This is a genomic window from Bacteroidales bacterium (genome assembly GCA_035353855.1).
Taxonomy (GTDB): domain Bacteria; phylum Bacteroidota; class Bacteroidia; order Bacteroidales; family CG2-30-32-10; genus DAOQAK01.
In genome coordinates this window covers 1-22,402 of record DAOQAK010000062.1, presented here as the reverse complement: position 1 = coordinate 22,402, position 22,402 = coordinate 1, and the positions used below count along the sequence as shown (strand labels likewise).

The window sequence follows — 22,402 nt, the reverse complement described above, 5'->3', positions numbered from 1 at the left end:
CCGGGAGTTTATGTAGAAGAAATCGTAAAATTCCCTCCATCAGTAGCCGAAGTTGAAACAGCAATCCCGGCATTTATAGGGTTTACTGAAATGGCAAAAAAAATTCTCGACGGCGATCTGAATGAAATACCAACTCGTATCACCAGCTTACTGGAATATGAACAATATTTCGGAATAGGTCCAACATATACTCCAAGCGCAATTGTTCTTGACAGTAATAATATGCCTGTTGCCGATAGTTGCTCATTATCGAACAGCAAGTTTGTTTTATACGATAGCATCCGTTTGTTCTATGATAATGGCGGTGGTGCATGTTATATTATTTCTGTTGGAACTTATGATGAAACCGAAGCAACTCTTTTTGCCGATAACACAAAATTTAAAGCTGGGCTTGATGTTTTGAAAAAATATGATGAACCTACTTTAATATTATTCCCTGATGCTGTTGGTCTTGATGTTGCTCAGCTTGGCGCATTACAACAGGCAGCATTAATGCAGTGCGCTACATTAGGCGACCGTTTCACCATTATGGATATTAAAGAAGAGAATTCTCTTTCTGAAGATATTGAAGCTTTCAGAAATAATGTAGGAATGAACTACCTGAAATATGGCGCAGTTTATCATCCATATCTTTCAACAACTTATACAAAAACATTCCATTTTGAAGATATCAATTCAGAAATTACAATAAAGAATTATTTAACGGATACCGATGTTGACGAAAATGGCGTGAAGATTAAAGACCGCATTGTTTCACTGGAACAGGTCATTACAGATAACAATAATATTGATAGTGAATTCAGCGCTACAGTTACCGCGTTGTTAAATGAAAGTGATTTCAAAGCATTGTCAACAGCAAATCAAAACCTGAGGTTATGGAATCTGTTGTTGCAAATAGATGGTATGTTAGCCACGAATTCCGATGCTATGGTGAAAACAAAACTTATTACCAACAGTGAATTTCTTGCATCAGCAGTAAGTGTGGTTTCAACAAACATCATCACTTCAAAAATTATTGATAAACTTATTTTTCTAAGCACAACAAATTATACTACCTATAAAGGAAAATTTAAAAGCGGTAGTTTTGATTTTACTTCTTATGTTGTTCCTGTAACTGACCCGTTAACAGGTAAAGCAGAGATAGATGTTTTCTATGCAATTAAGAATAGTCTTTCATTGATTCAGCAGACAGGCATAGGTTATGAAGATACTTATGAAAAAGCTATCATTCCTTATATTCCTTTCTATAATAATATTTTGAGCGTGTTGAATTCAAAAGCTACATTACTCCCTCCGAGTGGCGCTATTGCAGGTATTTATTCAGCAGTTGACCGCGACCGTGGCGTATGGAAAGCCCCGGCAAATGTTAGTGTAAGCTCAGTGAATGGTGTTTCTGAATTTATAAATGATTCTATTCAGGAAAACATGAACATCGACCCGAATGCAGGTAAGTCAGTTAATGCAATACGTACGTTTACCGGAAAAGGTATTCTGGTATGGGGTTCACGCACATTGGCAGGTAATGATAATGAATGGCGTTATGTTCCTGTTCGCCGCTTCTTTAATTTTGTTGAAGAGAGTTCTAAGAAATCAACAGGCTGGGCTGTGTTTGAACCGAATGATGCAAACACATGGGCAAGAGTTCGCGGACAATTGGATAGCTTCCTGAACAACTTATGGCGCAGAGGCGCATTGGCAGGCGCAAAACCTGAACATGCATATTATGTAAATGTTGGTCTTGGATTAACCATGACCGCACAGGATATTCTTGAAGGCCGCATGATCATTGAAATTGGCATGGCTGCTGTACGTCCTGCCGAATTCATAATCTTACGTTTCTCTCATAAATTACAGGAATCATAAAAATAATTAATCGCCACAAAGGCTCTAAGGAACGAAGACTCACGAATTAGGAATAATTTAAAATCAGATTTCGTGAAATTTTAGGACTTTGAGCCTTAGCGGCAGGAGAATAAAAATCATAATAAGAACTTAAAAAAAATCAAAATAATATGGCAACAAAATATCCATTACCAGTATTTCATTTCAGAGTAGAATGGGGTGGTACCAATATCAGTTTCTCAGAAGTTTCCGGTCTTAACGTGGAAACACAGGTTATTGAATATCGCGATGGTTTAAGTCCTGATTATTCAACAGTAAAAATGCCGGGTATGCAGAAGTATGGGAACATCACGCTGAAACGTGGTGCTATGCAAGGCGACAATGAATTTTTTACATGGTGGAATACCCATCAACTGAATACTATTGAACGCCGAGATATTACTATTTCTTTGCTTAATGAAAAACATGAACCGGTTATTACATGGAAAGTGCGTAATGCATTCCCGGTAAAGGTTGATGGTGGTTCATTAAAAGCAACAGGAAATGAAGTTTCAATAGAAACTTTGGAGCTGGCTCATGAAGGCATTTCTGTAGAACGTTCATAAGTTTTATAAAATGGCTTTTATTGAAAGGTATCCGCTTGTAGGGTTTCATTTTAAGGTAACTTTTATTGAAATGCTCGGAGCTGAAATAGATTCGCGTTTCCATGAAGTTACCGGATTGTCGGCAGAACTTACAGTTGAAGAACTTGCTGAAGGTGGCGAAAACAGGTATACTCACAAACTTCCTGTTAAAGCAAAATTTCCGAACCTTGTTCTTAAAAGGGCTTTGTCTCCATTGCCTTCCATATTGACAAAATGGGTGGAAGATGCAATCTATAATATGGAATTCAGTCCTTGTACAGTAATCGTTTCATTACTGAATGAAACCCACATCCCGGTAAAAAACTGGATTTTTTATTCGGCTTACCCGGTAAAAATTCAAGTTACCGATTTGAAAGCCCAGGATAATTCAGTAGTAGTTGAAACTCTTGAACTGGCTTATAAATATTCGAAACAAATGAACTTAATTTAAAATTTTATAATGGTCAATGGTTATATGGTTGAGCAGCTAGTTTAGTCAGAAGTTGATAGTAAATGGTGTTTATTAAACCTTAACTAATAACTATTTACTATAAACCAAACCAGCAGCCCAACCTTACAACATATAACCAAACATTAGATCTCATTTTAACAAATAAAAATAAATATGCCTATTCAAATAAATGAACTTGTCATTCGCGCGGAAGTGAATAATAATAATTCCGGTACACAGCAAACTTCATCATCATGTTGCGATTCGGCAAAATATCAAAAAGTAGTTGATGAGCTGACTAAAATAATTAAAAACAAAAATGAACGATGAGCATTCTTGACGACATATTTACCGGTAAACTCACCAAGCTTACTTTCAAAGCATATAAGGACAACGCTTTTACTGAAGAGGATAAGGATGCAGGTGAATATTCAGTGATGTTCAACCCAAATACGCTTTCATTAAAACTACAGGTAGAGCGCTCGGAAAGTCAGGCGCCGGGCTCAACTTCAAGCGAAATGAATTTTGTGAGCATCAAACCACAGAATTATGTTTTTGATTTTGTAATTGATGGTACAGGAGCTACAGGCGAAGCAGTTGTTGATGTTCCCGAAGAAGTGGTAAAATTATTAAATGTGATTTACCATTATAAATCAGATGAACACCGCCCCGATTACGTTATGATTAAATATGGAGCTGTTCTGCTGAAATGCGTTTTGAAAGATGTAAATATTACATATAATCTTTTTACTCCTGCCGGTAAACCTATACGTGCAAAAATAAATTGCACGTTTGCCAGCGCCCTGGATCAGGAATTGAGTGAAATGATCAACAGCAAGAATTCGCCTGACATGACTCATAAAAGAGTTATCAAACAAAACGAAAAATTGATTTCTGTTGCAAATAAGATTTATAAGAATAATGACTATTATCTGGATGTTGCAGCAAAAAACAATCTGAATAATTTTCGAAAAATTGAAACCGGTACGGAAATTTATTTTCCTCCATTAAGCAATTAAAATAATGCCAGTAGTTCCTATAGCGGCAATACACGATGTTCCCACTTTCAAAATTTTAGTTGAAGGCGCTGAAATCAATTCGACTTACCAGGTAATGAATATTTCTGTTACCAAGGAATATAATAAGATTACACAGGCAGAAATAAATATTCTGGACGGAAACGTTTCATCCGAAGATTTTGAAATAAGCAATACCGATGATTTTATTGTAGGAAAGAATGTTGAGATCCAAGCCGGATATCAGGGCGAGGATTCAACAATTTTTAAGGGTGTCATTGTTAAGCATGGAATTAAAGTAATGCGGAACGAAGGCTCGTTACTTAATATTACTTTAAAAAATAAAGCGTACAAAAGCGCTTTAACAAGAAACAATATAGTTTTCAATGAAAAATCGGATAGCGAAATTATTGAAGAAATAATTGATAAATACGGTTTAGATAAAGATGTTGATCCTACGGATGTATCTCATGAATCACTGATGCAATTTAATTGCAGCGACTGGGATTTTATCAATATGCGTGCAGAAGCCAATTCGGGTCTTGTTTTTACTCATGATGATAAAATAGTAGTAAAAAAACCTGATATTTCTGCTGATGCAAAACTTACACTTTCCTATGGTTCATCTATTCTTGAATTTGAAGCGGAAATGGATGCACGTACATCATTCCAGAATTATAAAGCCACATCGTGGGATTATTCCAGCCAGGAATTAACCGAGATTCAGCAATCTGGCGAAAGTAATGAAATAGAACAGGGAAATATAACAGCTTCCAATATTGCTACAGCGCTAAGTCAGGAGCAATATAATGTAAATATTAATTCTGCTTTAAAGGACAATGGTGAAATTGATAAGTTCACAGAATCATTAATTCAAAAAAATAATTTTTCAAGAATAAGAGGACGGGTTAAATCTATCGGTTATGCTGATATTAATCCCGGTGATGTGATAGAACTTACGGGAGTAGGCGACAGGTTTAATGGCAAAACTCTTGTTTCGGCTGTCAGCCATGCAATTAACGGAGGGCATTGGATAACAAATATCCAGTTTGGTCTGGATAATAAAACATTTGCAGAACGATTTGATAATATTATTGATCGTAAAGCTAACGGATTATTACCGGCTATACATGGGTTGCAGATAGGAAAAGTAATGCAGTTACAGGATGACCCTTTAGGTGAGCATCGTATACTCATCAAATTACCAATAATTACCGACAGCGATAATACTTTCTGGGCAAGGGTTTCAACGCTTGATGCAGGAAATAATCGGGGAACTTTTTTCCGTCCCGAAATTGATGATGAAGTCATTGTAGGATTTATTGATGATAACCCTGGGTGTGCAGTGGTACTTGGAATGCTTAACAGCAGCGCGCTTCCGGCTCCGGTTACTGCCGAAGATGCAAATAATATCAAAGGTATTTATACCCGCGAGCAAATGAAAATGGAATTCGATGATGATAAAAAAAGTGTTGCCATTGAAACTCCGAACGGGAATAAAATCAACATCAGCGAAGAAGATCAGAAAATATTGATAGAAGATCAGAGCGGAAATAAGATCACGCTTGATACAAATGGAATTAAGCTGGAAGATAAAAACTATAATAAAGTTACGCTTGATTCAAATGGATTAAAATTACAAAATATAAGCGGGAGCGAAGTTTCATTAACATCTTCAGGAATAAAAATCATGAGTCCGGGGAGTATCGAACTTCAGGGAGCGCAACTTAAAATTAGTGCAGCACAGGTACAGATGGATGCAGCAATGGTATCGGCATCAGGAATTCTTAAATCAAATGTGTTGCAGGCAACAAGCATTATATCGGCCAGCTATACGCCTGGTGCAGGAAATGTGTGGTAGGTTTAAAAAATTGAGACAATAAATTTATGGATGAAATAAATTCTTTTTTAGGTACCGGATGGAGTTTTCCTCCGCAGTTTTCGAAAACAGAAAAAACGGTAAAAACAATTTCTGATGAAGAAGACATAAAGAACAGTCTTGAAGTTTTGCTGGCAACTAGGGTTGGCGAACGACTGATGCAACCTAAATACGGCTGTAATTTAGATGTGCTTCTTTTTGAACCTATTGATACAGCTTTGAAAACGTATATCAAAGACCTGGTATTTACTTCTATTTTTTATTATGAACCCCGCGTAAAACCGGATGACGTTATTTTATCGGCACTAGCAGAAGAAGGCAATATTTTAATTGAAGTGAAATACACTATAAGGGCTACAAATACAAGACATAATTTGGTTTATCCATTTTATCTGGAAGAAGGAACGTTAGTGAAATAAAAATAGTACTTAGAAAAAAATAAAGTTAAGAGTGAAAAATTAAAAGTGAAAAACGAAAACAAATAACTCAATAATCAAATAACTTTATAAACTTCAGGCACTAAATAAAATTAAATTAAATAATAGAAAACACATAATATGAGCAATGGTATCAAGATACCACATCCTTTAAAAAGAGAAGGAACATATCAGTCCGAGCGTTTTCCCGATGCTTTGAAAAGCGATTACATCAAACTGGATGAACGCTCGCTTACCGATTTGGTAAAGCAATCAGCCGAATATGCAAAGTATGTTAAATACTGTAACGACCTGAATATTGAAGACGGTAACTGGCAAAACTTTTTTGAAGAAATTTATGATTACACCACGAAGAAAGTTAAATTCACTACCATTGAAGAATTAGAGACAAAAGCATCTACATCACCACATCTTGCTTTGTTTCTGGCATTTTTACGAATATTCAATATTGCCCAGGAAAACCTGAATACATTAACCGAAAAACATTTAAATTTTTATTACCAGAATATTTTACAACTCAAGCTTCGTGATGAAGAAGCCGATAAAGTTGCAGTAATTTTTGAAACAGAAAAAAATTCCGGACAGGTAATGGTTTCTGCCGGAACAGATTTAATTGCTGGCAAAGATGCAAACGGGAAAACACTTTATTATAAAACCGAAAATGATTTAGTCGTTAACAAAGCAAAGGTTGAATCATTGAAAAGTATTTATGTTAAGAAAAATTCCGCATCAAAAATTTTAGGTATATATGCTTCAACAGATGCGCCTACTGACAACGCTGTAATTGAAAACGGAATTGCAGCAGGATGGCTGCCATTTGGTTCCGATGCAAATCAAAACACAAAAGCAAATATTGGTTTTGCAATCGCTTCACCTGTATTAAACCTTAAAGAAGGAAAACGAAGGATAACAGTAGAATTCAATAATGTCAGTTCAATCAATACGGAAGGATTGACTGTTGAATACACATCTGAAAAAGGATGGACCGAAGCAAAGCTGGAAGCTAATGATAATTATACCGATGAAAAAAATAGTCCTTTTTACCTTTTAATAAAGATTGGTACAGGTTTGCCTGCAGTGTTACCATACAGCGAAGACGTGCATTTGGCAGGACTGAATACGACTCATCCTGTAATTCGGTTTACTCTAAAAAATGAAGCAGCATATATAAATGATTCATATCATACTTTTAATTCGATAACTTCCGAAAAAATAAAAAATATTATTGTCCAGGTAAGCGGAGCAAAAAACCTGTTGATGCAAAACGATTTGGGAGTGGTTGATAATACCAAGCCATTCCTGCCTTTCGGCACACAGCCGGTAAAAAACAAATCGGTTTTATATATCGGGAGCAATGATATTTTTAATAAATACCTGCGTTCATTTAATATTGCATTAAGCTGGAAAGGTCTGCCCGGACGTATTGATAAACATTATCACACATATAACGATGCACTTGCTTCACTTTTCCCGGGTAGTATAGAAGACAGGAAAAAATATTTCAATATACATCAATTCGATGATTTTACTCCCGGTCATCCTCCCGGTAAAGTCTCTATTCTCGATAATGGAAAATGGAAACCTTTAAAATTGAATAAAGGCAATGATTATGCTACGGATGTCCGTTATGACCCTTCGCGGGATATGATGTTGCAGCGAAAAGACAATCATAATGTTTTTAAAACAGAAAGTTTAGACGAGCAACTTTCGGGTGCGTTTTCATACGATACACCGGTTTCATTTGACCATAGCATTAAATCGGGATTTATAAAAATTGAACTGGGTTATGATTTCGGTCATAGTAAATTTTCAAAATTATTTGCTGTGGCTTTGTTAAACATGGAAGGGAAATTTGTAAGCAATTATGCAATTCCCGAACAGCCTTATACTCCTGAGTTCAATAGTCTGAATATTGAATATACATCATCAGCAAAAATTGATTACTGCGAAAACCAGGTATTTCAAATTCATCCTTTCGGAAATGAAAAATTAACTAACCCCGAATCGCTGGTTCCAGCATTTGACGATGAAGGGCAGTTACTCATTGGGCTTGGCAATATTCAAAGCGCCGAAACAGTAAGTTTGTATTTCCGCATGGAAAATAATTCCGGGAATTTTGATAAAACCATTACCGACGATAATAAACCCAAGTGGTATTATCTTTATAATGATACATGGATAAAGTTCGAGAACAGCGACCTGTTGCAGGATTCAACTCAAAGATTCTCCGGTTCGGGAATAATAAAATTTAATTTGAATTCCAATGCTATCAGTAAACATTATGTAATGCCTGATGGACTGATATGGCTAAAAGCAATTGTTCCATATGACAGTGATGCTTTTCCTGCACTTGATAATGTTTGTACACAGGCTGTGGAAGCGGTTTTCGATAATTGTGATAATGAAACTTCACATCTTGAAAATGGAATTGCTGCAAATACAATTACCAAACTTGATAAAAAAATCACAGGAATTAAAAAAGTTTCTCAACCTTATAATTCCTATGGTGGAAGAGCAAAAGAAATAAATGAGAATTTTTATACCCGTATCAGTGAACGGTTACGGCATAAAGACCGCTCATGGAATATTTGGGATTACGAAAGATTGATACTGGAATATTTTCCTTCTATTTTAAAGGTTAAATGTATACCTCATACCGATACGGAGTTTGAATATTCACCCGGAAATGTGTATATCATTTTACTTCCCGATACAACAAAAATAAATCAGAAAAACCCGTTGCAGCCGCGTGTAAGCAAATCATTGATTGAAGAAGTTAAAACTTTTCTTTCTGCTTATGTTTCGCCGTTTGTAACAATCAATGTCAACAGCCCCGAATATGAAAGGCTCACCATTAAATGTGATGTAAAACTGGCAAGTGGTTACGATGATAAAACATATTATGCCAATCAACTGAATGAAGATATAAAATCATTCATTGCACCCTGGATGAACAACAGTGAAAAGGTTCCTTCATTTGGTGGAACAATATACAAATCGCAGATAATTAATTTTATTGAAGAACGACCTTACATTGATTATATATCAACTTTTGAAGTGAAGAATAATTCTGTAGAATGTAGTGAAGCCATTAGCGGTTCAAAAGAAAATATAATTCTTACATCATCAGAAAATCATAAAATAAGTACCGAAGGAATATGTTAGCAAGCGAAGATTATACTATAGAAAAAAATCCTGCAAGGATTGAAGCCGAAGATTATAATCTGCTTCGAAGCTACGGGTTAGATTATATTCAAAAACTTGGCAGAAAATACTGGACCGATTACAACGTACATGATCCGGGTGTTACTATTCTTGAATTATTATGTTACGCATTAACCGATCTGGGATACCGTACATCATTTGATATCCAGGATATACTTACACCTGCCGGAGCTAAAGGTCCTGAAATGAAAAATGCTTTTTACTCCGCTGATAAAATTCTTACTTCACATCCTATTACAATTAACGATTTCAGGAAACTCATCATTGATAAAGTTCCCGGCGTAAGAAATATTTGGTTTGAAACCGAAGATAACGAAGTGTATACTCCTGCCATCGGTTTTGACTCAAAAACAAATACCAATGTTTTTGTCAGCGCAAATTCACAGGGTGCACTCAAGTTAAAAGGACTTTATAAAGTAAAAATTGAACTGGAAGATTATAAAGTGATCAAAGAAGTTCATGAAGATATTTTTGAAACGCTAAAAGCGTACAAGAAAAATATTAAGTTGCCTGTTAACTCCGAAAACTATAAGGAATGTTATAAGAACTATATTCAAAGTATCCTGATGAGTCATCGTAATATTTGCGAAGACTTTGATGAAATCACTATCCTGAATGAAGTCCCTGTAGGCATTTGCAGCGATATTGAATTAAAACCAAACGCGAAAGAAGAAGAAGTTCTATTGGAAATTTACAAAAGAATTTATGAATATGTAAATCCTTCTATTAAGCTTTATACATATCAGCAACTGCTCGATAAAGGAAAAACCATTGAACAGATATTTCAGGGAAGCCCGGTAACAAGGGGTTTTATTGATTATGATGAGCTCGATGCCTTTGATCGTAAAAAAGTACTTCACACTTCCGACCTGATAAATATTATTATGGATATTGACGGAGTGCTGAATATCCGCAGTATTCAGTTCACCAACAAATACAACGATGATAACAGCGAAAATATTAATAAATCGTGTCTGCATCTGAATAATGAAAAAACTTCATCTTTCCGTTTTAGTTTTGATATCAATGATGAACCGGCTGACAGGTTGAATAAAATTATTTTCCGTAAAGGGATGATTTATTTTCTTGCTACGCCGGAAAAAAAATACAGGATTACCGATGTGATTGATTTTTCGGAAGAGCCGGAAGGTTTTGTAAATGATCTGCCATTACCAACAGGAAACAATCGTGAGCTGGATAATTATATTTCCATACAGGATGAATTTCCGAAAGCATACATGGTAGGCAGGGAAGGAATTTCGGATAGTGAAAGCGATTTGCGTAAAGCACAGCGTTTACAATTAAAAGCATATCTTTTATTTTTCGATCAGCTGCTCGCCGATTACCTGGCGCAACTTAATGATGTTAAAAACCTTCTTTCCTGGCGCGATAAAGAAGCCGAGCCTACCTATCATTATAAACAGTTGACTGATTCTGAAATTTATGATTTCGATAAATTATTGTCCGATTACAGCAAATACCAGTTACAAATTCTTGAGCCCGAACATTTAGAGAAAGACAGGCGCAACCGCTTGCTCGATAATTTGCTGGCGCGTTTCAATGAAAAATTTGTTGATTATACGATTTTTAAATTTATACAGGATTCCGAAGGCTCGTCATATTCTCAACCGGGAAACAATGAAATCATTCACGATAAAAAAGATTTTTTAAAACATTATCCCGAAATAAGTGGCAATCGTTCACATGCTATTGATTATACACATCCTCTTTCCATGCGGAATTATAACATGCTCGAATTCCGGATCAGCAAGGCTTTGGGAGTAAATGCCAATAATGTGAACCGTTTATTAGCGCCCGAAATTGTAACGGATAATCCTGATAAGATTATTTTTAAAAACAACAGCAAAGAAGATTTTAATAAAACTTTCGGGTTGCATATTTATGAACATATTCTTTTCCGCCCATTATACAGCGATACTATAAGTCCCAAACAGGAATTCCTGAAACTGTATTATGGAAATATTTTTGATGCCAACATTGACAAAATCATTAAAGATCCGTATTCCATGAAAGCTACAGTTGTAGTTCCCGGATGGCTTAATATTTCAGGGAGAATGGAGTTCAGACGTTTTGTGGAACAAAAGATCCGTACTGAAATGCCCGCTCATGTGGCATTAAAAATTTGCTGGATAAATCCAAGACAAATGTTTGAAATGGAAACAAATTATGAAGCTTTCATCACACAATTGAATAAACTTTTCAGCCCCGGGAATAAAAATGTGAAGACCATTATTTCTGCATATAAAAAAGCATTGAACGATGCAGTAGCAACATTGTCGTCATTAAATAATATGTATCCTCCATCAATATTGGATGAACCTTTTGATTTTATTTCAGGTAATGTAAAACAAACTCCTGTAATATTGGATAACACTGCTCTTGCAGGAGGCAGTAACCAGAACTGGGCGTTTGAAGGGGAAGTGGTTTTACCAACACTTAAAAAGAAAACAACAAAAGCAACAGTTATTACAAAAACAAAAACAATAAAAAAGAAAAAACCATAATATGTAATCGTTCTTATTAAGAATGCAAAAGCAAATTTGATTAGAACGAGTTATACCGATAGGAACAAAATAAGAAAAATGCAAATCTGTTCCGTATCGGTATAAATTAATTAATAAAACTTGCCAGTCTGAGTTCATCGGTCAGTCTGAGTTCATCGGTCAGTCTGAGTTCATCGAAGACTGACAAGTAAAATAAAAAATAAAATTAAAAAGTAGTGAATCAAACTAAGAACTCAATAAGCACGAACAGTAATAATAGGACAAACTTTAGAAAAAACTCAATAACAAAACAACAAACATTTTTTTAAAATGGAACAGAAAATATTTAAATATCCATATTACCGGACAAGTCAATTCCTGACCAGCGAAGATTTAAACAATTCATTTTCTTATGTCGAAGAACAGGAACGATTAACCCGTTCAAAAATGATTGGTAGCGGAATTATCAGCGGGCTGGATTTTGACAACACAATAAATGCAAGCAGCAAACTTACCAAGGTTACTGTGAATCCCGGGTTTGGCGTAACTTCTGATGGCTATTCGGTTTCATTCCCTAAAGCGGTTGCCTATGAATATATGGTGCTATATTCCGATTATATTGCTGATAGCGATATATTGAATGCTGAGAAAAAAATATATAATTCTTTTTCAGGAATTAAATATTTGCTTTTTACTGCTGATGAAATTAAATCGAAAAAAATAATTCCCAACAGCGATATAGTTAAATCAATTAATATCCCGCAATCCGAATTTTCAAAATACGGATTGGCTCTCGTGGTGGATTTATTAAGAGAAACTTCGTTTAACTGTAATCCCAGCGATTGCAACATAAACAGCTCGTACGATAATATTATTTATCGCCCGGTACTGATGGATTTATCAGTGCTTGAGAAAATTAATTCATACTATTCCGAATTGAATTATTTGAAAATTCAAAAACTTTCACATATCTCCGAAATAAAAAGTGTTACTGCTTTTAATAAAGCTACACAAACATTGGTTGATGTCAATATGAATTTGCTTGAAAATTTTTTAAAACATACCACTGAAGAAGTTTCCACACTGTTGCCTCATGAGAACACGCAATTGAAAAACGCATTGAAAATATTTCATAAATCCATTTCCGGCGATTTTATGATATATTATCTTTCTTCTTTTAATGATATTCAGGCAGCGGTGAATGAATTCGTAAATGCATATAATAATTTTATTCATAAATATACTTTTTCTTCTGCGTCGCGAAAAGACCTTTTGCTTGTACTTGGCGCTATTCCATATGTGCAGAATGATATTTACAGGTATACTTTTACTGAAACAGAAAATAATGAGCAGTACAATGCCGATAAAATTATTTTGGCAAAGTTGTATCTGAGGATTGCCGCGCTCTTTAAGCAATTCATTCCGGGGAAAAAATTATCCGCTTTAATCGCTGAACTGATAAAATCGAATTACTCATTTACAAGAAAATTTTTAGAAAACATAAAAATAATCTTTGAGAACACTAAAGTATCAGAAATAAAAGATGTTTCGAAATGTATAAAAATAATTCCCTGTAAAGGCTTTTCAGAAAAACTTGGCAACCGTTCGATCCCATATTATTATCACATTCTGGAATTACAAAGAAACGATTCGCTACTTCAAAACTGGCATGCACATGACCTGGACTCATCGCTCGATATGGTTTATAATTATTACTGGAGCGATTTATCGAAACCTGAAAATTATAAAACAGAGTTTATACTCAACCTCAATGATTATCCTTTCTACAGGATCGAGGGGCACTTGGGGCTATCAATTAATAAAACTTATGATTACCTGAGTAACCTGGTTAAACAATTGGATATCCCGGTGCAATTATTGAAAGTTGATATTACAAACCAGGCATGGCAGGGATTTAAAAACAATTTTGAACTATTTACTGATAAATATAAATTATTTGTTGAAGCAGTAAACGAAGAGATAAAAAAACAGGGAAGTGATAAAGTATTATCGAATATTGCTGTAAATCTCGACAAAATAAAACAAACCTTCACACAGACATCTTATCGTGATGTCCCTAATGTTAAAAAAGTATTGGACGATGTGAATGCATATTGCAACCTTATTATTTCTCCTGAGTTCAATTCCAAATCATATAAGACTACAAAAGTTAAAGCAGCCACAACTGGCGAGGCTACAACAACTACAAACTCGGCTACAGCTGGTTCGTACGACTTTATAAAAAATCATATCAATGAATATAAAATCTTTGATTTGCGAGATGATTTGGTTGGATTATATACAAAGTCAGAACCTTTAAATGAGATTTCATTATCGGAAATTAAAGGATTGGAATATCTTGGCGGAGTGTATAAAGGCGGTACATTTATTTTATTGCATGATGGCAAGAATGTTATTGCCGATTTTGCATTGCCTTATTTTTATAGTGTAAATAAAGACAGAATTTTTTAATTTTTTTTTTACAAAACGTTCTTCATATTAATAAAAATTTTATTTTTGTTATGACGAAAGTTCATAATGTTTTTTATTACTATGATGCGATAACCGAAAGGTGATTGTAGCAACGTTGTATATGGGGGCAGATATGGAAAATCGTCTACGTCTATCAATAGAGAGATTCTATTTTTATTCTAGTTTACTTTATGAGAGTGGTCCTAGTGTCCGCTCTCTTTTTATTTTATAACATCACCAAAAAAATTAATCATGTCAACTGATAAAAACACGTTTCGTATTGGCGTTTGTATGGCAGGTGCAGTTTCTGCAGGTGCATACACAGCCGGAGTTATTGATTATTTAATGGAAGCATTGGAAAACTGGCAGAAAGCAAAAGAACTAAATTTGCCCGGTGTTCCTATACATGATGTATGTATTGAAGTATTAAGCGGAGCTTCTGCAGGTGGCATGACTGCTGCTATTACAGCGGCTTCAATACAAAATGATTTTCCTCATATCAGTCAGAAAAATTACGAAGGTGATGAAGGTAAAAAAAATCCTTTGTTCAATTCATGGGTGAATCTTACAGAAAAGCATGGTAACGATATGATGAACCAGATGCTTAGCATAGGTGATATAAAAAATAAAGAAAAGAATCCCTGTAAAGAAGTGAAGTCAGGTTTCAATTCCGATTTTATTGATGTGATTGCCAATCGCACTATAAATAATGTTGTTAAAGACACAAACTTTAAGCGACCTTATTTTGCCGATGATATGGAATTGCTTACCACTATTACAAATTTACGGGGATATAATTATAAATTAAATTTTACTACAGCTTTAGGTGAAAGCAATTATTGGATGACAATGCATAAAGATATCATGCATTTTCAGCTTAATGAAACAGGCAAGTATCATAATGACGGGAAAATACCGTTACATTTTAAGGATGAGGATGGGTTAAATAAAGATTTGCTGATTAATGCTGCCATGGCTACCGGCGCATTTCCTGTTGGTCTTATCCCAAGGGTTATAAAACGCGATCCGAAATTTATTAACGATAATCCATTGCTGAGAGATGATAACCATAAAGATGTTATCGTAAACCCATTGTCCGATTACGAGAATGTAAATGTTGATGGAGGCGTTATTAATAATGAACCTTTTGAACTTACCGAAAAAATTCTTGAAAACAGAAGAAGAGCAGAAATTGAAAAAGTCCAGGGAAAAGAAGCCGCCGAAAAATATGTGTTTAATAAATCTTCCGATAAGTTCGATACTACACTTTTAATGATTGACCCTTTTCCAAATTATAGCGATGGCCCCGATCCGAATTATTTTCCATTGATTGCAATTAAATTTGCAGCTGCATCACTTTTAGGCGCAATGCGTCAGCAGTTGATGTTGAAAACAGATCAGATAAGAGAAGCATTCAGCGAAGAAAATTATACCCGCTTTATGATTTCGCCTATTCGTTCATCAAAAGGTAAAACCGAAGAATATAGTATTGCCTGTGGGGCACTTGGCGGTTTTGGCGGTTTCTTCAGTAAAAAATTCCGTGTTCATGATTTCATGCTTGGCAGAAGAAATTGTCAGAAATTTTTACAACGTTTTTTCAGTGTGCCGGTAAATGTAAAAAATCCGATAATCGTATTCGGCTACGATGGAATGGAAAAAGATTTTGAAATTAAAAGCGAAAACGACGGAAATATCTTTCTTCCTATAATCCCCGATATTCGCGTAGTTAAAGATGAAGCAACAGGTAAATACAAAATAATAAAACCTGAAAAAGAAACAGAATTCCCTTATCCAAAAGTAAAACTGAGTTACCTGTTAAGTTTAAGAAAAAAAATGATCAAGCGATTCGGCGCCGTATTTTTCAATATTAAAAACGGTGAGAATCCTTTATATAAAAAAGAAATCAGCCCTGTGCTTGAACGCCTGAGGAAAAAGTCGTCGCCTTTACGTCCTGTAACAAGCGTATTATCAAAATTGGCATTATATACTTACCTGGGAATAGGAATATCTGTAGGGAAAAAAGTTGCTGCAAAAAGCTTTATTGATTCCGTAATTGCAGATATGGAAAAACGCGGGTTGCTTGAAGAAGATAAATAGTATCGATTATTGATCTGTTTAAAGTAATCAAATGATGCGTCAATAGCTTATACTCTATGTCAATTCATCTAAACTAGTTTCCCTTATTTTTTTTTATTTAAAATTATTAAAAAAAATTTCTTTATTTAATTGTATAAACATTCTACTTTTGATGTTTTATACCGATTGCAAAATCAAAATCCGAATTTTATATTATGGAAAACGAAAATAAAGAGCTTGATGAAAACTCAACAGATACTCCCGAAAGCAATACACCTATTTATTCTAAGGGAACAATTTTTGGATTTTCAGTTTTTTTTACTTCAATATTTGGTGGTGTACTTTTAATGCAAAACCTTAACGACATTGGTAAAAAGAAAGAAGCAAATATTGTTTTGATATTTTCAATTTTGTATACGTTGTTGTCGATGTTCATCGTAAATATCCCTGCTCAACCTATGTCATCATTGAGCTTTTTTTGCAACGTTGCCGGTGGACTTATTTTAACGGAATATTTTTATAAAAAATATTTTCCAATGGATAATAATTATGGAAAAAAGAAAATATGGAAACCATTAATCATTTCAATATTGATAACTTTGCCATTCCTATTGGCATTCATATATACTTATAAGGGTTAAAAAACATCCCTGATAAAATAAAAATTTTACACATTATAATTTTTGTTCAGATGAAATCAATTTTATTATTTACAATTTTAAGTTTTTTTACTATTACAAATGGATTTTCGCAGGAAGAGCCAATTATACTTAAGACTTTAAAAGGCGAAATAAAAGGAACTTTGACTTTACCCAAAAATAAAAATAATATTCCTGTTGTATTGATCATTGCAGGCTCCGGTCCAACCGACAGGAACGGTAACAGTCCGTTGTTAGGGGTGAATACAAATTCATATAAATTAATTGCTGAAAAACTTCAGAAAAACGGAATTGCATCTGTTCGTTTTGATAAGCGCGGAATTGGTGAAAGCAAAGACACAACGTTCAAAGAAAAGAACATGCGTTTCGAAAATTATATTGATGATGTAAAAGCATGGATCGAATTTTTATCAAAAGACAATAGATTCAACAAAATAATTATTGCAGGGCATAGCGAGGGTTCGCTGATAGGTATGGTTGCATCTGTTGATAATCCTAAGGTTAATGCTTATATTTCCATATCGGGTGCAGCTCGTTCAATAGACGAAATTTTGAAAGAGCAATTGGCATTACAGCCACAATCACTAAAAGATTTGGCTTTCCCGATGATGGATACATTAAAAAAAGGTGATACGCTTACAAACGTCCCAAAATATTTATATAGTTTATTCAGGCCAAGCATACAACCTTATATGATTTCATGGATGAAATACAACCCGCAGGAAGAGATAAAAAAAATAACGGTACCTGTATTGATCCTTCAGGGCTCAACAGACATACAGGTTTCCGAATCAGAAGCAAATTTATTGTCGACAGCTAATCCTGCTGCAAAGAAAATAATCATTAAAAATATGAATCATGTTTTGAAAGATTGTGATTTTATAGACAAACAAAAACAAATGACCACTATATATAGTAATCCTAAATTGCCTCTAAATAAAATATTTGTAAAAGAGATGATTTCTTTTATTAAAGAGCTTAAATATACAGAATCTTAGCAGATTTGTAAAGCAAAAATGCTTAGATTCAGTTATACCTACCTGGACGGCAAGGCAGGCTGAGCGTTCGAGGTTGCTTTTTTTGCAAACTCGAATAGCCAAAGTATAAAATAACCTTTCCCGGGAAAACCCAGTTGATATTAAACATTATAAAGATATTTCTTTTTCGCTTCTTCGGATAAAATACCTTCATAAATTACTTTAACAATACCATCGAAAAGATCTTTTGGCGAACGGGGGATGCGTGCTACCATATCTTTTGGAAGTTGATCCAGGAAGCTTGGATCGAATAAGCTTTCCACAGCTGAGAGGAATGTTATCAATGCAATATCTTTATTGATATTTTTTGAAATATGTCCTTTCTTTATTCCTTCATCCATCAGGAATGAAAAGCACATTTTAGAAATATCTCTTTTGTAAGATGTAACTTTTTTCCATGCCTCAGGCGATGAGTACCTGATATTATTCATAAAGCATGGTGAAATTTTTGAAAGCGCTACAGCGGTGTTTGTAAAAATAATTTTTAATTTTTCAGGGAATTCAATATCCTCCCTCATTAAAAATTCATTTATGCTGCTTGTAAGTTTATATGTGAAATCATCTACCACTTCAATCAGGATATCATCTTTACATTCAAAATAACGGTAAAGTGTTTTCTTGCTGATATCAGCTTTTTTTATGATATCATTAATTGAAACATGAGTATAATCCTGCTGGAAGAAAAGTTCACGTGCAGCTTTTATTGTTCTTTGCTTAATGTCGTTGCTTCTTGCCATATTAAGTATAATGAAATTATGTTTGGAGTGTCAAAAATATTAAATTTTCTTTCTTAATATGATTTTTTCTAATAGAAAATGAGAAAAATATATAATAATGTATCAAAAAAACCAAGGAAACTATTTGTATTAAATTTGTTTCCTTGGTTTATTTTATATAAATTTGTCCACTCAAATAAAAAATTGATGGAAGAAGTAATATTAAAAATCTCACAGCTTTATATGAAATACGGCATTCGTAGTGTTACTATGGATGATGTTGCGAAGGAGCTGGGAATTTCAAAAAAAACCCTTTATCAATATTTTAAAGATAAAGATGACCTGGTACAAAAGGTTGTTAGTCATTATATGAATATGTTAATGGAAGGGCTTAATAAATTAGAAGATAATACAAATAATGCAATAGAGAACCTTTTGCAGATGAGTCGTTATCTTACACAAATGCTGAAACAAGCTAATACTTCAGTTACTTTCGATCTGCAGAAATATTATCCGGAAATATGGTCAAAAACGATCATGAACCGAATGGAGCTTGTTTATGAATTGACTAAAAGTAATATGTTACAGGGAATAAAAGAAGGACTGTATAGGAGTAATCTTGATGTTGATATTATTGCTCACTTGTATCTTTTCAGAATAGAAATGACTAAACTTTTTGAAAAAATGCAAGAGAAAAATTTTTCATTTGAAAACATTTTTAAAGAATTATTCATATATCACATCAGGGGAATTGCAAATAAAAAAGGTATAGAGTACCTGGAGAAGAAACTTAATATTGACGAACGACAATAATATCGAATATGAAAAAGACGTGTATCATAATTTTATTTTATTTCTTAATTAGCGGTTCTATAGCTCAAAATGCTAAAGATAGCGTAATGTCATTTTCTTTATCACAGGCATTGGAATATACAATGCAAAACAGCCCGGTAATAAAAAATGCAAATCTCGATTTGGAAATCGCTAAAAAGAAAATATGGGAAACCACTACTATTGGCTTACCGCAAGTGAATTCAACTTTATCATATTCATATATGATTACACTATCACCAACCATAGAACAATTTAATTCATTTGGTGAAAACTTTGGTCAGATTTATGGCATGCTTGGATCGCTTGCATATAATACAGGAAATATACCTGTACTTACTAAACTCGACAGTATCAGTAAAGCAAATGCCAGTTCCGAAACGGTTACTGAAAACGATATGAAATGGGGTTTGACATATGATATTACTGTATCCGAAATAATTTTTAACGGTGCATATCTTGTCGGATTGCAGACAGCAAAGATTTATAAAGAATTTTCTGAAATTAGTATTACCAAATCAAATATAGATGCAGTTGAAGAAGTTTCAAATGCATACTACCTTGTTTTGATTGCACAGGAAAATAAAAATATTTTGGATACGATATATTCTAACACTGAAAAATTATATACGTACATAAAAAGCATGAATGCTGAAGGGCTGGTTGAAGAAACCGATGTTGACCAGATGCAGCTTACTTTAAGCACTATCAAAAATACCCGCGATATGATAACCCGTCAGCTTGAAGTGGTGAAAAATTTATTAAAATACCAGATGGGGATTGAGCTTAGCAAGACAATTGTTCTTACTGATAATTTAAATTCATTACTTGAAACTTCAGACCTGGCAGGACTTACTTTAAAAGATTTTAAAGTAGAGAATAATGTGAATTATAAATTAATGGAAACACAGGAAAAATTATCGGGATTAAATTTAAAACTTCAGAAATCAGCGTTGTTACCCGATGTAGTAGCTTTTTATTCACACCAGGAAAATTTTAATGATAAGTCATTTTCATTTACACCTCCTAATTTAGTTGGTGTAAGTATGAACATCCCGATTTTTGGCAGCGGAATGAAAATAGCAAAAATTCAACAGGCTAAGATCGGGCTGGAAAAAGTCAGGAACTTAAAACAACAGGTATCATTGGGGTTGCAGACAACATTTATCAATGCAAAATCAAAATACACAACAGCGCTGAATACCTATATTACAAAAAAACAAAATGTGATTTTAGCAGAAAAAATTTATAATAAAAGCCTGGTTAAATACCAGGAAGGTATCATTGGCAGCATGGAACTTACTGTATCTCAAAACCAGTATTTACAGGCACAGTCAGAATACTATACTTCAATAATTGAACTTACAACAGCAAAATCAGAATTAGAAAAATTATTAAAATAAAATATATTATTATGAAAAAGATTTTATTAATTGCAATTGCCGGATTATTTATCATCTCTTGTAGTACGGACAAAAAATCCAAGCTCGAAAAATTAAAAAAGCAATATCAAGAGATCGCTGAACAAATCAAAAATCTTGAAAATGAAATAGCCAAAGAGGAAGGTACAGGAACCGGAAAAGATAAAATTACCGAAGTTGTTATTACCGATTTGAAAAAAGATGAATTCAACCATTACCTGGAAGTACAAGGTAAAATTGACGGAGATGAAAACATCGCGGTAAGTCCTAAAAATGTTGGCGTGGTTACAGCGATAAATGTGAAGGAAGGAGATATAGTTACAAAAGGACAGGTTCTTGCTCAACTTGATGATGCCGTGCTGAAACAATCTCTGGCAACACTTGATTCATCATTGACCTTTGTTACAAACATATACAACAAGCAAAAAAGATTGTGGGATCAAAAGATTGGTTCGGAAGTACAATATCTTACTGCAAAAAATAATAAAGAAACAGTTGAAAATAGTATTAAAACATTAAAAGAACAGATTGCGATGTCGAAGATCGTTTCTCCGATAAATGGTACAATAGAAGAAATTCCAATTAAAGTAGGACAAATGGTTACACCCGGATATACTACGGCATTCCAGGTGGTTAATCTTTCAAAAGTAAAAGTGTCAGCTGATGTAGCTGAAGCATATGCTTCAAAATTAAAATCAGGAAATGAAGTCATAGTAAAATTCCCCGATCTTAATAAAGAAGTTACTTCAAAAATTTCTTTCTCGAGTAAATTTATTGATGTTGTTAACAGAACGTTTACAGTTGAAGTTAAACTGGACAACAGCGATGAAACATACAGGGCAAATATGATAGCTATAATAAAAATAAATGATTATCATGTTGATTCTGCATTTTCTATTCCGGTAAATGTTATTCAGAAAGTGGAAGATGAGAATTATGTTTATATAGCAGTTAAGGAAAGCGACAAGTATGTAGCAAAAAAAGTTAAAATAAAAATCGGTCAAAATTATAATGGCTATACTGAAGTTTTGGATGGGCTTAAAGAAGGCGATAAACTGATCACTTCCGGATATCAGAACCTGGATGATGGTCAGACATTAAAATTTTAATTGCAACAGTATTTATAAAATGTAATTGAATTATTATGAAGAAGGTAAAAATGGGTCACATAAATTTTCTGGGGACTAAGCAAAAAGTTTATGAAGTCTAAAGA

General features: G+C 34.0%; 17 protein-coding genes. 16 read left to right on the top strand and 1 reads right to left on the bottom strand.

Translation table 11 applies throughout. The annotated features are described in order from the left end of the window. From PKK00_13425 to PKK00_13365, 13 genes are all read left to right on the top strand, one after another. A partial coding sequence (locus PKK00_13425; protein ID HNW99401.1) for a phage tail sheath C-terminal domain-containing protein occupies window positions 1–1,863 on the top strand: 1,863 nt, incomplete at its 5' end. A gap of 149 nt (window positions 1,864–2,012) precedes the next feature. Next, window positions 2,013–2,447, top strand: a complete 435-nt coding sequence (locus PKK00_13420; GenBank protein ID HNW99400.1) for a phage tail protein — start codon at window positions 2,013–2,015, stop codon at window positions 2,445–2,447. Between the two features lie 10 nt (window positions 2,448–2,457). Continuing rightward, window positions 2,458–2,916 carry a phage tail protein gene (locus PKK00_13415; GenBank protein HNW99399.1) on the top strand — a complete coding sequence of 153 codons (459 nt, stop codon included), beginning with the start codon at window positions 2,458–2,460 and terminating at the stop codon, window positions 2,914–2,916. A 174-nt stretch (window positions 2,917–3,090) separates the two neighbouring features. Next, on the top strand, window positions 3,091–3,246 hold the full coding sequence (locus PKK00_13410; protein HNW99398.1) for a DUF5908 family protein: 156 nt from the start codon (window positions 3,091–3,093) through the stop codon (window positions 3,244–3,246). Next, a complete protein-coding gene (locus PKK00_13405) occupies window positions 3,243–3,935 on the top strand; it encodes a hypothetical protein (GenBank protein ID HNW99397.1) in 693 nt (230 codons plus the stop codon). The genes PKK00_13410 and PKK00_13405 overlap by 4 nt, the downstream gene beginning before the upstream one ends. A 4-nt stretch (window positions 3,936–3,939) precedes the next feature. Next, complete coding sequence (vgrG, locus tag PKK00_13400; protein HNW99396.1) at window positions 3,940–5,793, top strand: type VI secretion system tip protein VgrG; 1,854 nt, start codon at window positions 3,940–3,942, stop codon at window positions 5,791–5,793. Window positions 5,794–5,819: 26 nt separating this feature from the next. Continuing rightward, window positions 5,820–6,230 carry a GPW/gp25 family protein gene (locus PKK00_13395; protein ID HNW99395.1) on the top strand — a complete coding sequence of 137 codons (411 nt, stop codon included), beginning with the start codon at window positions 5,820–5,822 and terminating at the stop codon, window positions 6,228–6,230. 138 nt (window positions 6,231–6,368) lie between these two features. After that, the gene (locus PKK00_13390; GenBank protein HNW99394.1) at window positions 6,369–9,413 is read left to right on the top strand and encodes a baseplate J/gp47 family protein; all 3,045 of its coding nucleotides are present in this window, start codon (window positions 6,369–6,371) and stop codon (window positions 9,411–9,413) included. After that, a complete protein-coding gene (locus PKK00_13385) occupies window positions 9,407–11,998 on the top strand; it encodes a hypothetical protein (GenBank protein HNW99393.1) in 2,592 nt (863 codons plus the stop codon). Before PKK00_13390 ends, PKK00_13385 begins: the two co-directional genes overlap by 7 nt. A 309-nt stretch (window positions 11,999–12,307) precedes the next feature. After that, window positions 12,308–14,449 (top strand): hypothetical protein, encoded by a 2,142-nt coding sequence (locus tag PKK00_13380; protein ID HNW99392.1) that lies wholly within the window; start codon window positions 12,308–12,310, stop codon window positions 14,447–14,449. 252 nt (window positions 14,450–14,701) lie between these two features. Further along, entirely contained in the window at window positions 14,702–16,546 is a 1,845-nt protein-coding gene (locus tag PKK00_13375; protein HNW99391.1) for a patatin-like phospholipase family protein, read from the top strand. A 194-nt stretch (window positions 16,547–16,740) separates the two neighbouring features. Beyond that, the gene (locus tag PKK00_13370; protein ID HNW99390.1) at window positions 16,741–17,166 is read left to right on the top strand and encodes a hypothetical protein; all 426 of its coding nucleotides are present in this window, start codon (window positions 16,741–16,743) and stop codon (window positions 17,164–17,166) included. A gap of 50 nt (window positions 17,167–17,216) precedes the next feature. Then, window positions 17,217–18,182 (top strand): alpha/beta hydrolase, encoded by a 966-nt coding sequence (locus tag PKK00_13365; protein HNW99389.1) that lies wholly within the window; start codon window positions 17,217–17,219, stop codon window positions 18,180–18,182. Between the two features lie 140 nt (window positions 18,183–18,322). Here the strand turns inward: PKK00_13365 and PKK00_13360 are convergent, their stop codons facing one another. After that, window positions 18,323–18,958 (bottom strand): TetR/AcrR family transcriptional regulator, encoded by a 636-nt coding sequence (locus tag PKK00_13360; GenBank protein ID HNW99388.1) that lies wholly within the window; start codon window positions 18,956–18,958, stop codon window positions 18,323–18,325. Window positions 18,959–19,144: 186 nt separating this feature from the next. Here PKK00_13360 and PKK00_13355 point away from each other — a divergent pair, with 186 nt between their 5' ends. Genes PKK00_13355 through PKK00_13345 form a run of 3 tightly spaced genes read left to right on the top strand, consistent with a single transcriptional unit; the run spans window position 19,145 to window position 22,298 of the window. Beyond that, window positions 19,145–19,750 (top strand): TetR/AcrR family transcriptional regulator, encoded by a 606-nt coding sequence (locus tag PKK00_13355; GenBank protein ID HNW99387.1) that lies wholly within the window; start codon window positions 19,145–19,147, stop codon window positions 19,748–19,750. A gap of 8 nt (window positions 19,751–19,758) precedes the next feature. After that, window positions 19,759–21,171, top strand: a complete 1,413-nt coding sequence (locus tag PKK00_13350; protein HNW99386.1) for a TolC family protein — start codon at window positions 19,759–19,761, stop codon at window positions 21,169–21,171. 11 nt (window positions 21,172–21,182) lie between these two features. Next, window positions 21,183–22,298: an efflux RND transporter periplasmic adaptor subunit gene (locus PKK00_13345; GenBank protein HNW99385.1), complete on the top strand. Its 1,116-nt coding sequence runs from the start codon at window positions 21,183–21,185 to the stop codon at window positions 22,296–22,298. Window positions 22,299–22,402 lie beyond the last annotated feature (104 nt).

Excerpts from the sequence above, each read along its gene's own strand:
- PKK00_13390 (HNW99394.1), top strand. The coding sequence starts at position 6,369 with ATGAGCAATGGTATCAAGATACCACATCCTTTAAAAAGAGAAGGAACA.
- PKK00_13415 (HNW99399.1), top strand. The coding sequence starts at position 2,458 with ATGGCTTTTATTGAAAGGTATCCGCTTGTAGGGTTTCATTTTAAGGTA.
- PKK00_13355 (HNW99387.1), top strand. The coding sequence starts at position 19,145 with ATGGAAGAAGTAATATTAAAAATCTCACAGCTTTATATGAAATACGGC.
- PKK00_13380 (HNW99392.1), top strand. The coding sequence starts at position 12,308 with ATGGAACAGAAAATATTTAAATATCCATATTACCGGACAAGTCAATTC.
- PKK00_13375 (HNW99391.1), top strand. The coding sequence starts at position 14,702 with ATGTCAACTGATAAAAACACGTTTCGTATTGGCGTTTGTATGGCAGGT.
- PKK00_13395 (HNW99395.1), top strand. The coding sequence starts at position 5,820 with ATGGATGAAATAAATTCTTTTTTAGGTACCGGATGGAGTTTTCCTCCG.
- vgrG (HNW99396.1), top strand. The coding sequence starts at position 3,940 with ATGCCAGTAGTTCCTATAGCGGCAATACACGATGTTCCCACTTTCAAA.
- PKK00_13350 (HNW99386.1), top strand. The coding sequence starts at position 19,759 with ATGAAAAAGACGTGTATCATAATTTTATTTTATTTCTTAATTAGCGGT.
- PKK00_13420 (HNW99400.1), top strand. The coding sequence starts at position 2,013 with ATGGCAACAAAATATCCATTACCAGTATTTCATTTCAGAGTAGAATGG.
- PKK00_13385 (HNW99393.1), top strand. The coding sequence starts at position 9,407 with ATGTTAGCAAGCGAAGATTATACTATAGAAAAAAATCCTGCAAGGATT.
- PKK00_13365 (HNW99389.1), top strand. The coding sequence starts at position 17,217 with ATGAAATCAATTTTATTATTTACAATTTTAAGTTTTTTTACTATTACA.
- PKK00_13345 (HNW99385.1), top strand. The coding sequence starts at position 21,183 with ATGAAAAAGATTTTATTAATTGCAATTGCCGGATTATTTATCATCTCT.
- PKK00_13410 (HNW99398.1), top strand. The coding sequence starts at position 3,091 with ATGCCTATTCAAATAAATGAACTTGTCATTCGCGCGGAAGTGAATAAT.
- PKK00_13360 (HNW99388.1), bottom strand. The coding sequence starts at position 18,958 with ATGGCAAGAAGCAACGACATTAAGCAAAGAACAATAAAAGCTGCACGT.
- PKK00_13370 (HNW99390.1), top strand. The coding sequence starts at position 16,741 with ATGGAAAACGAAAATAAAGAGCTTGATGAAAACTCAACAGATACTCCC.
- PKK00_13405 (HNW99397.1), top strand. The coding sequence starts at position 3,243 with ATGAGCATTCTTGACGACATATTTACCGGTAAACTCACCAAGCTTACT.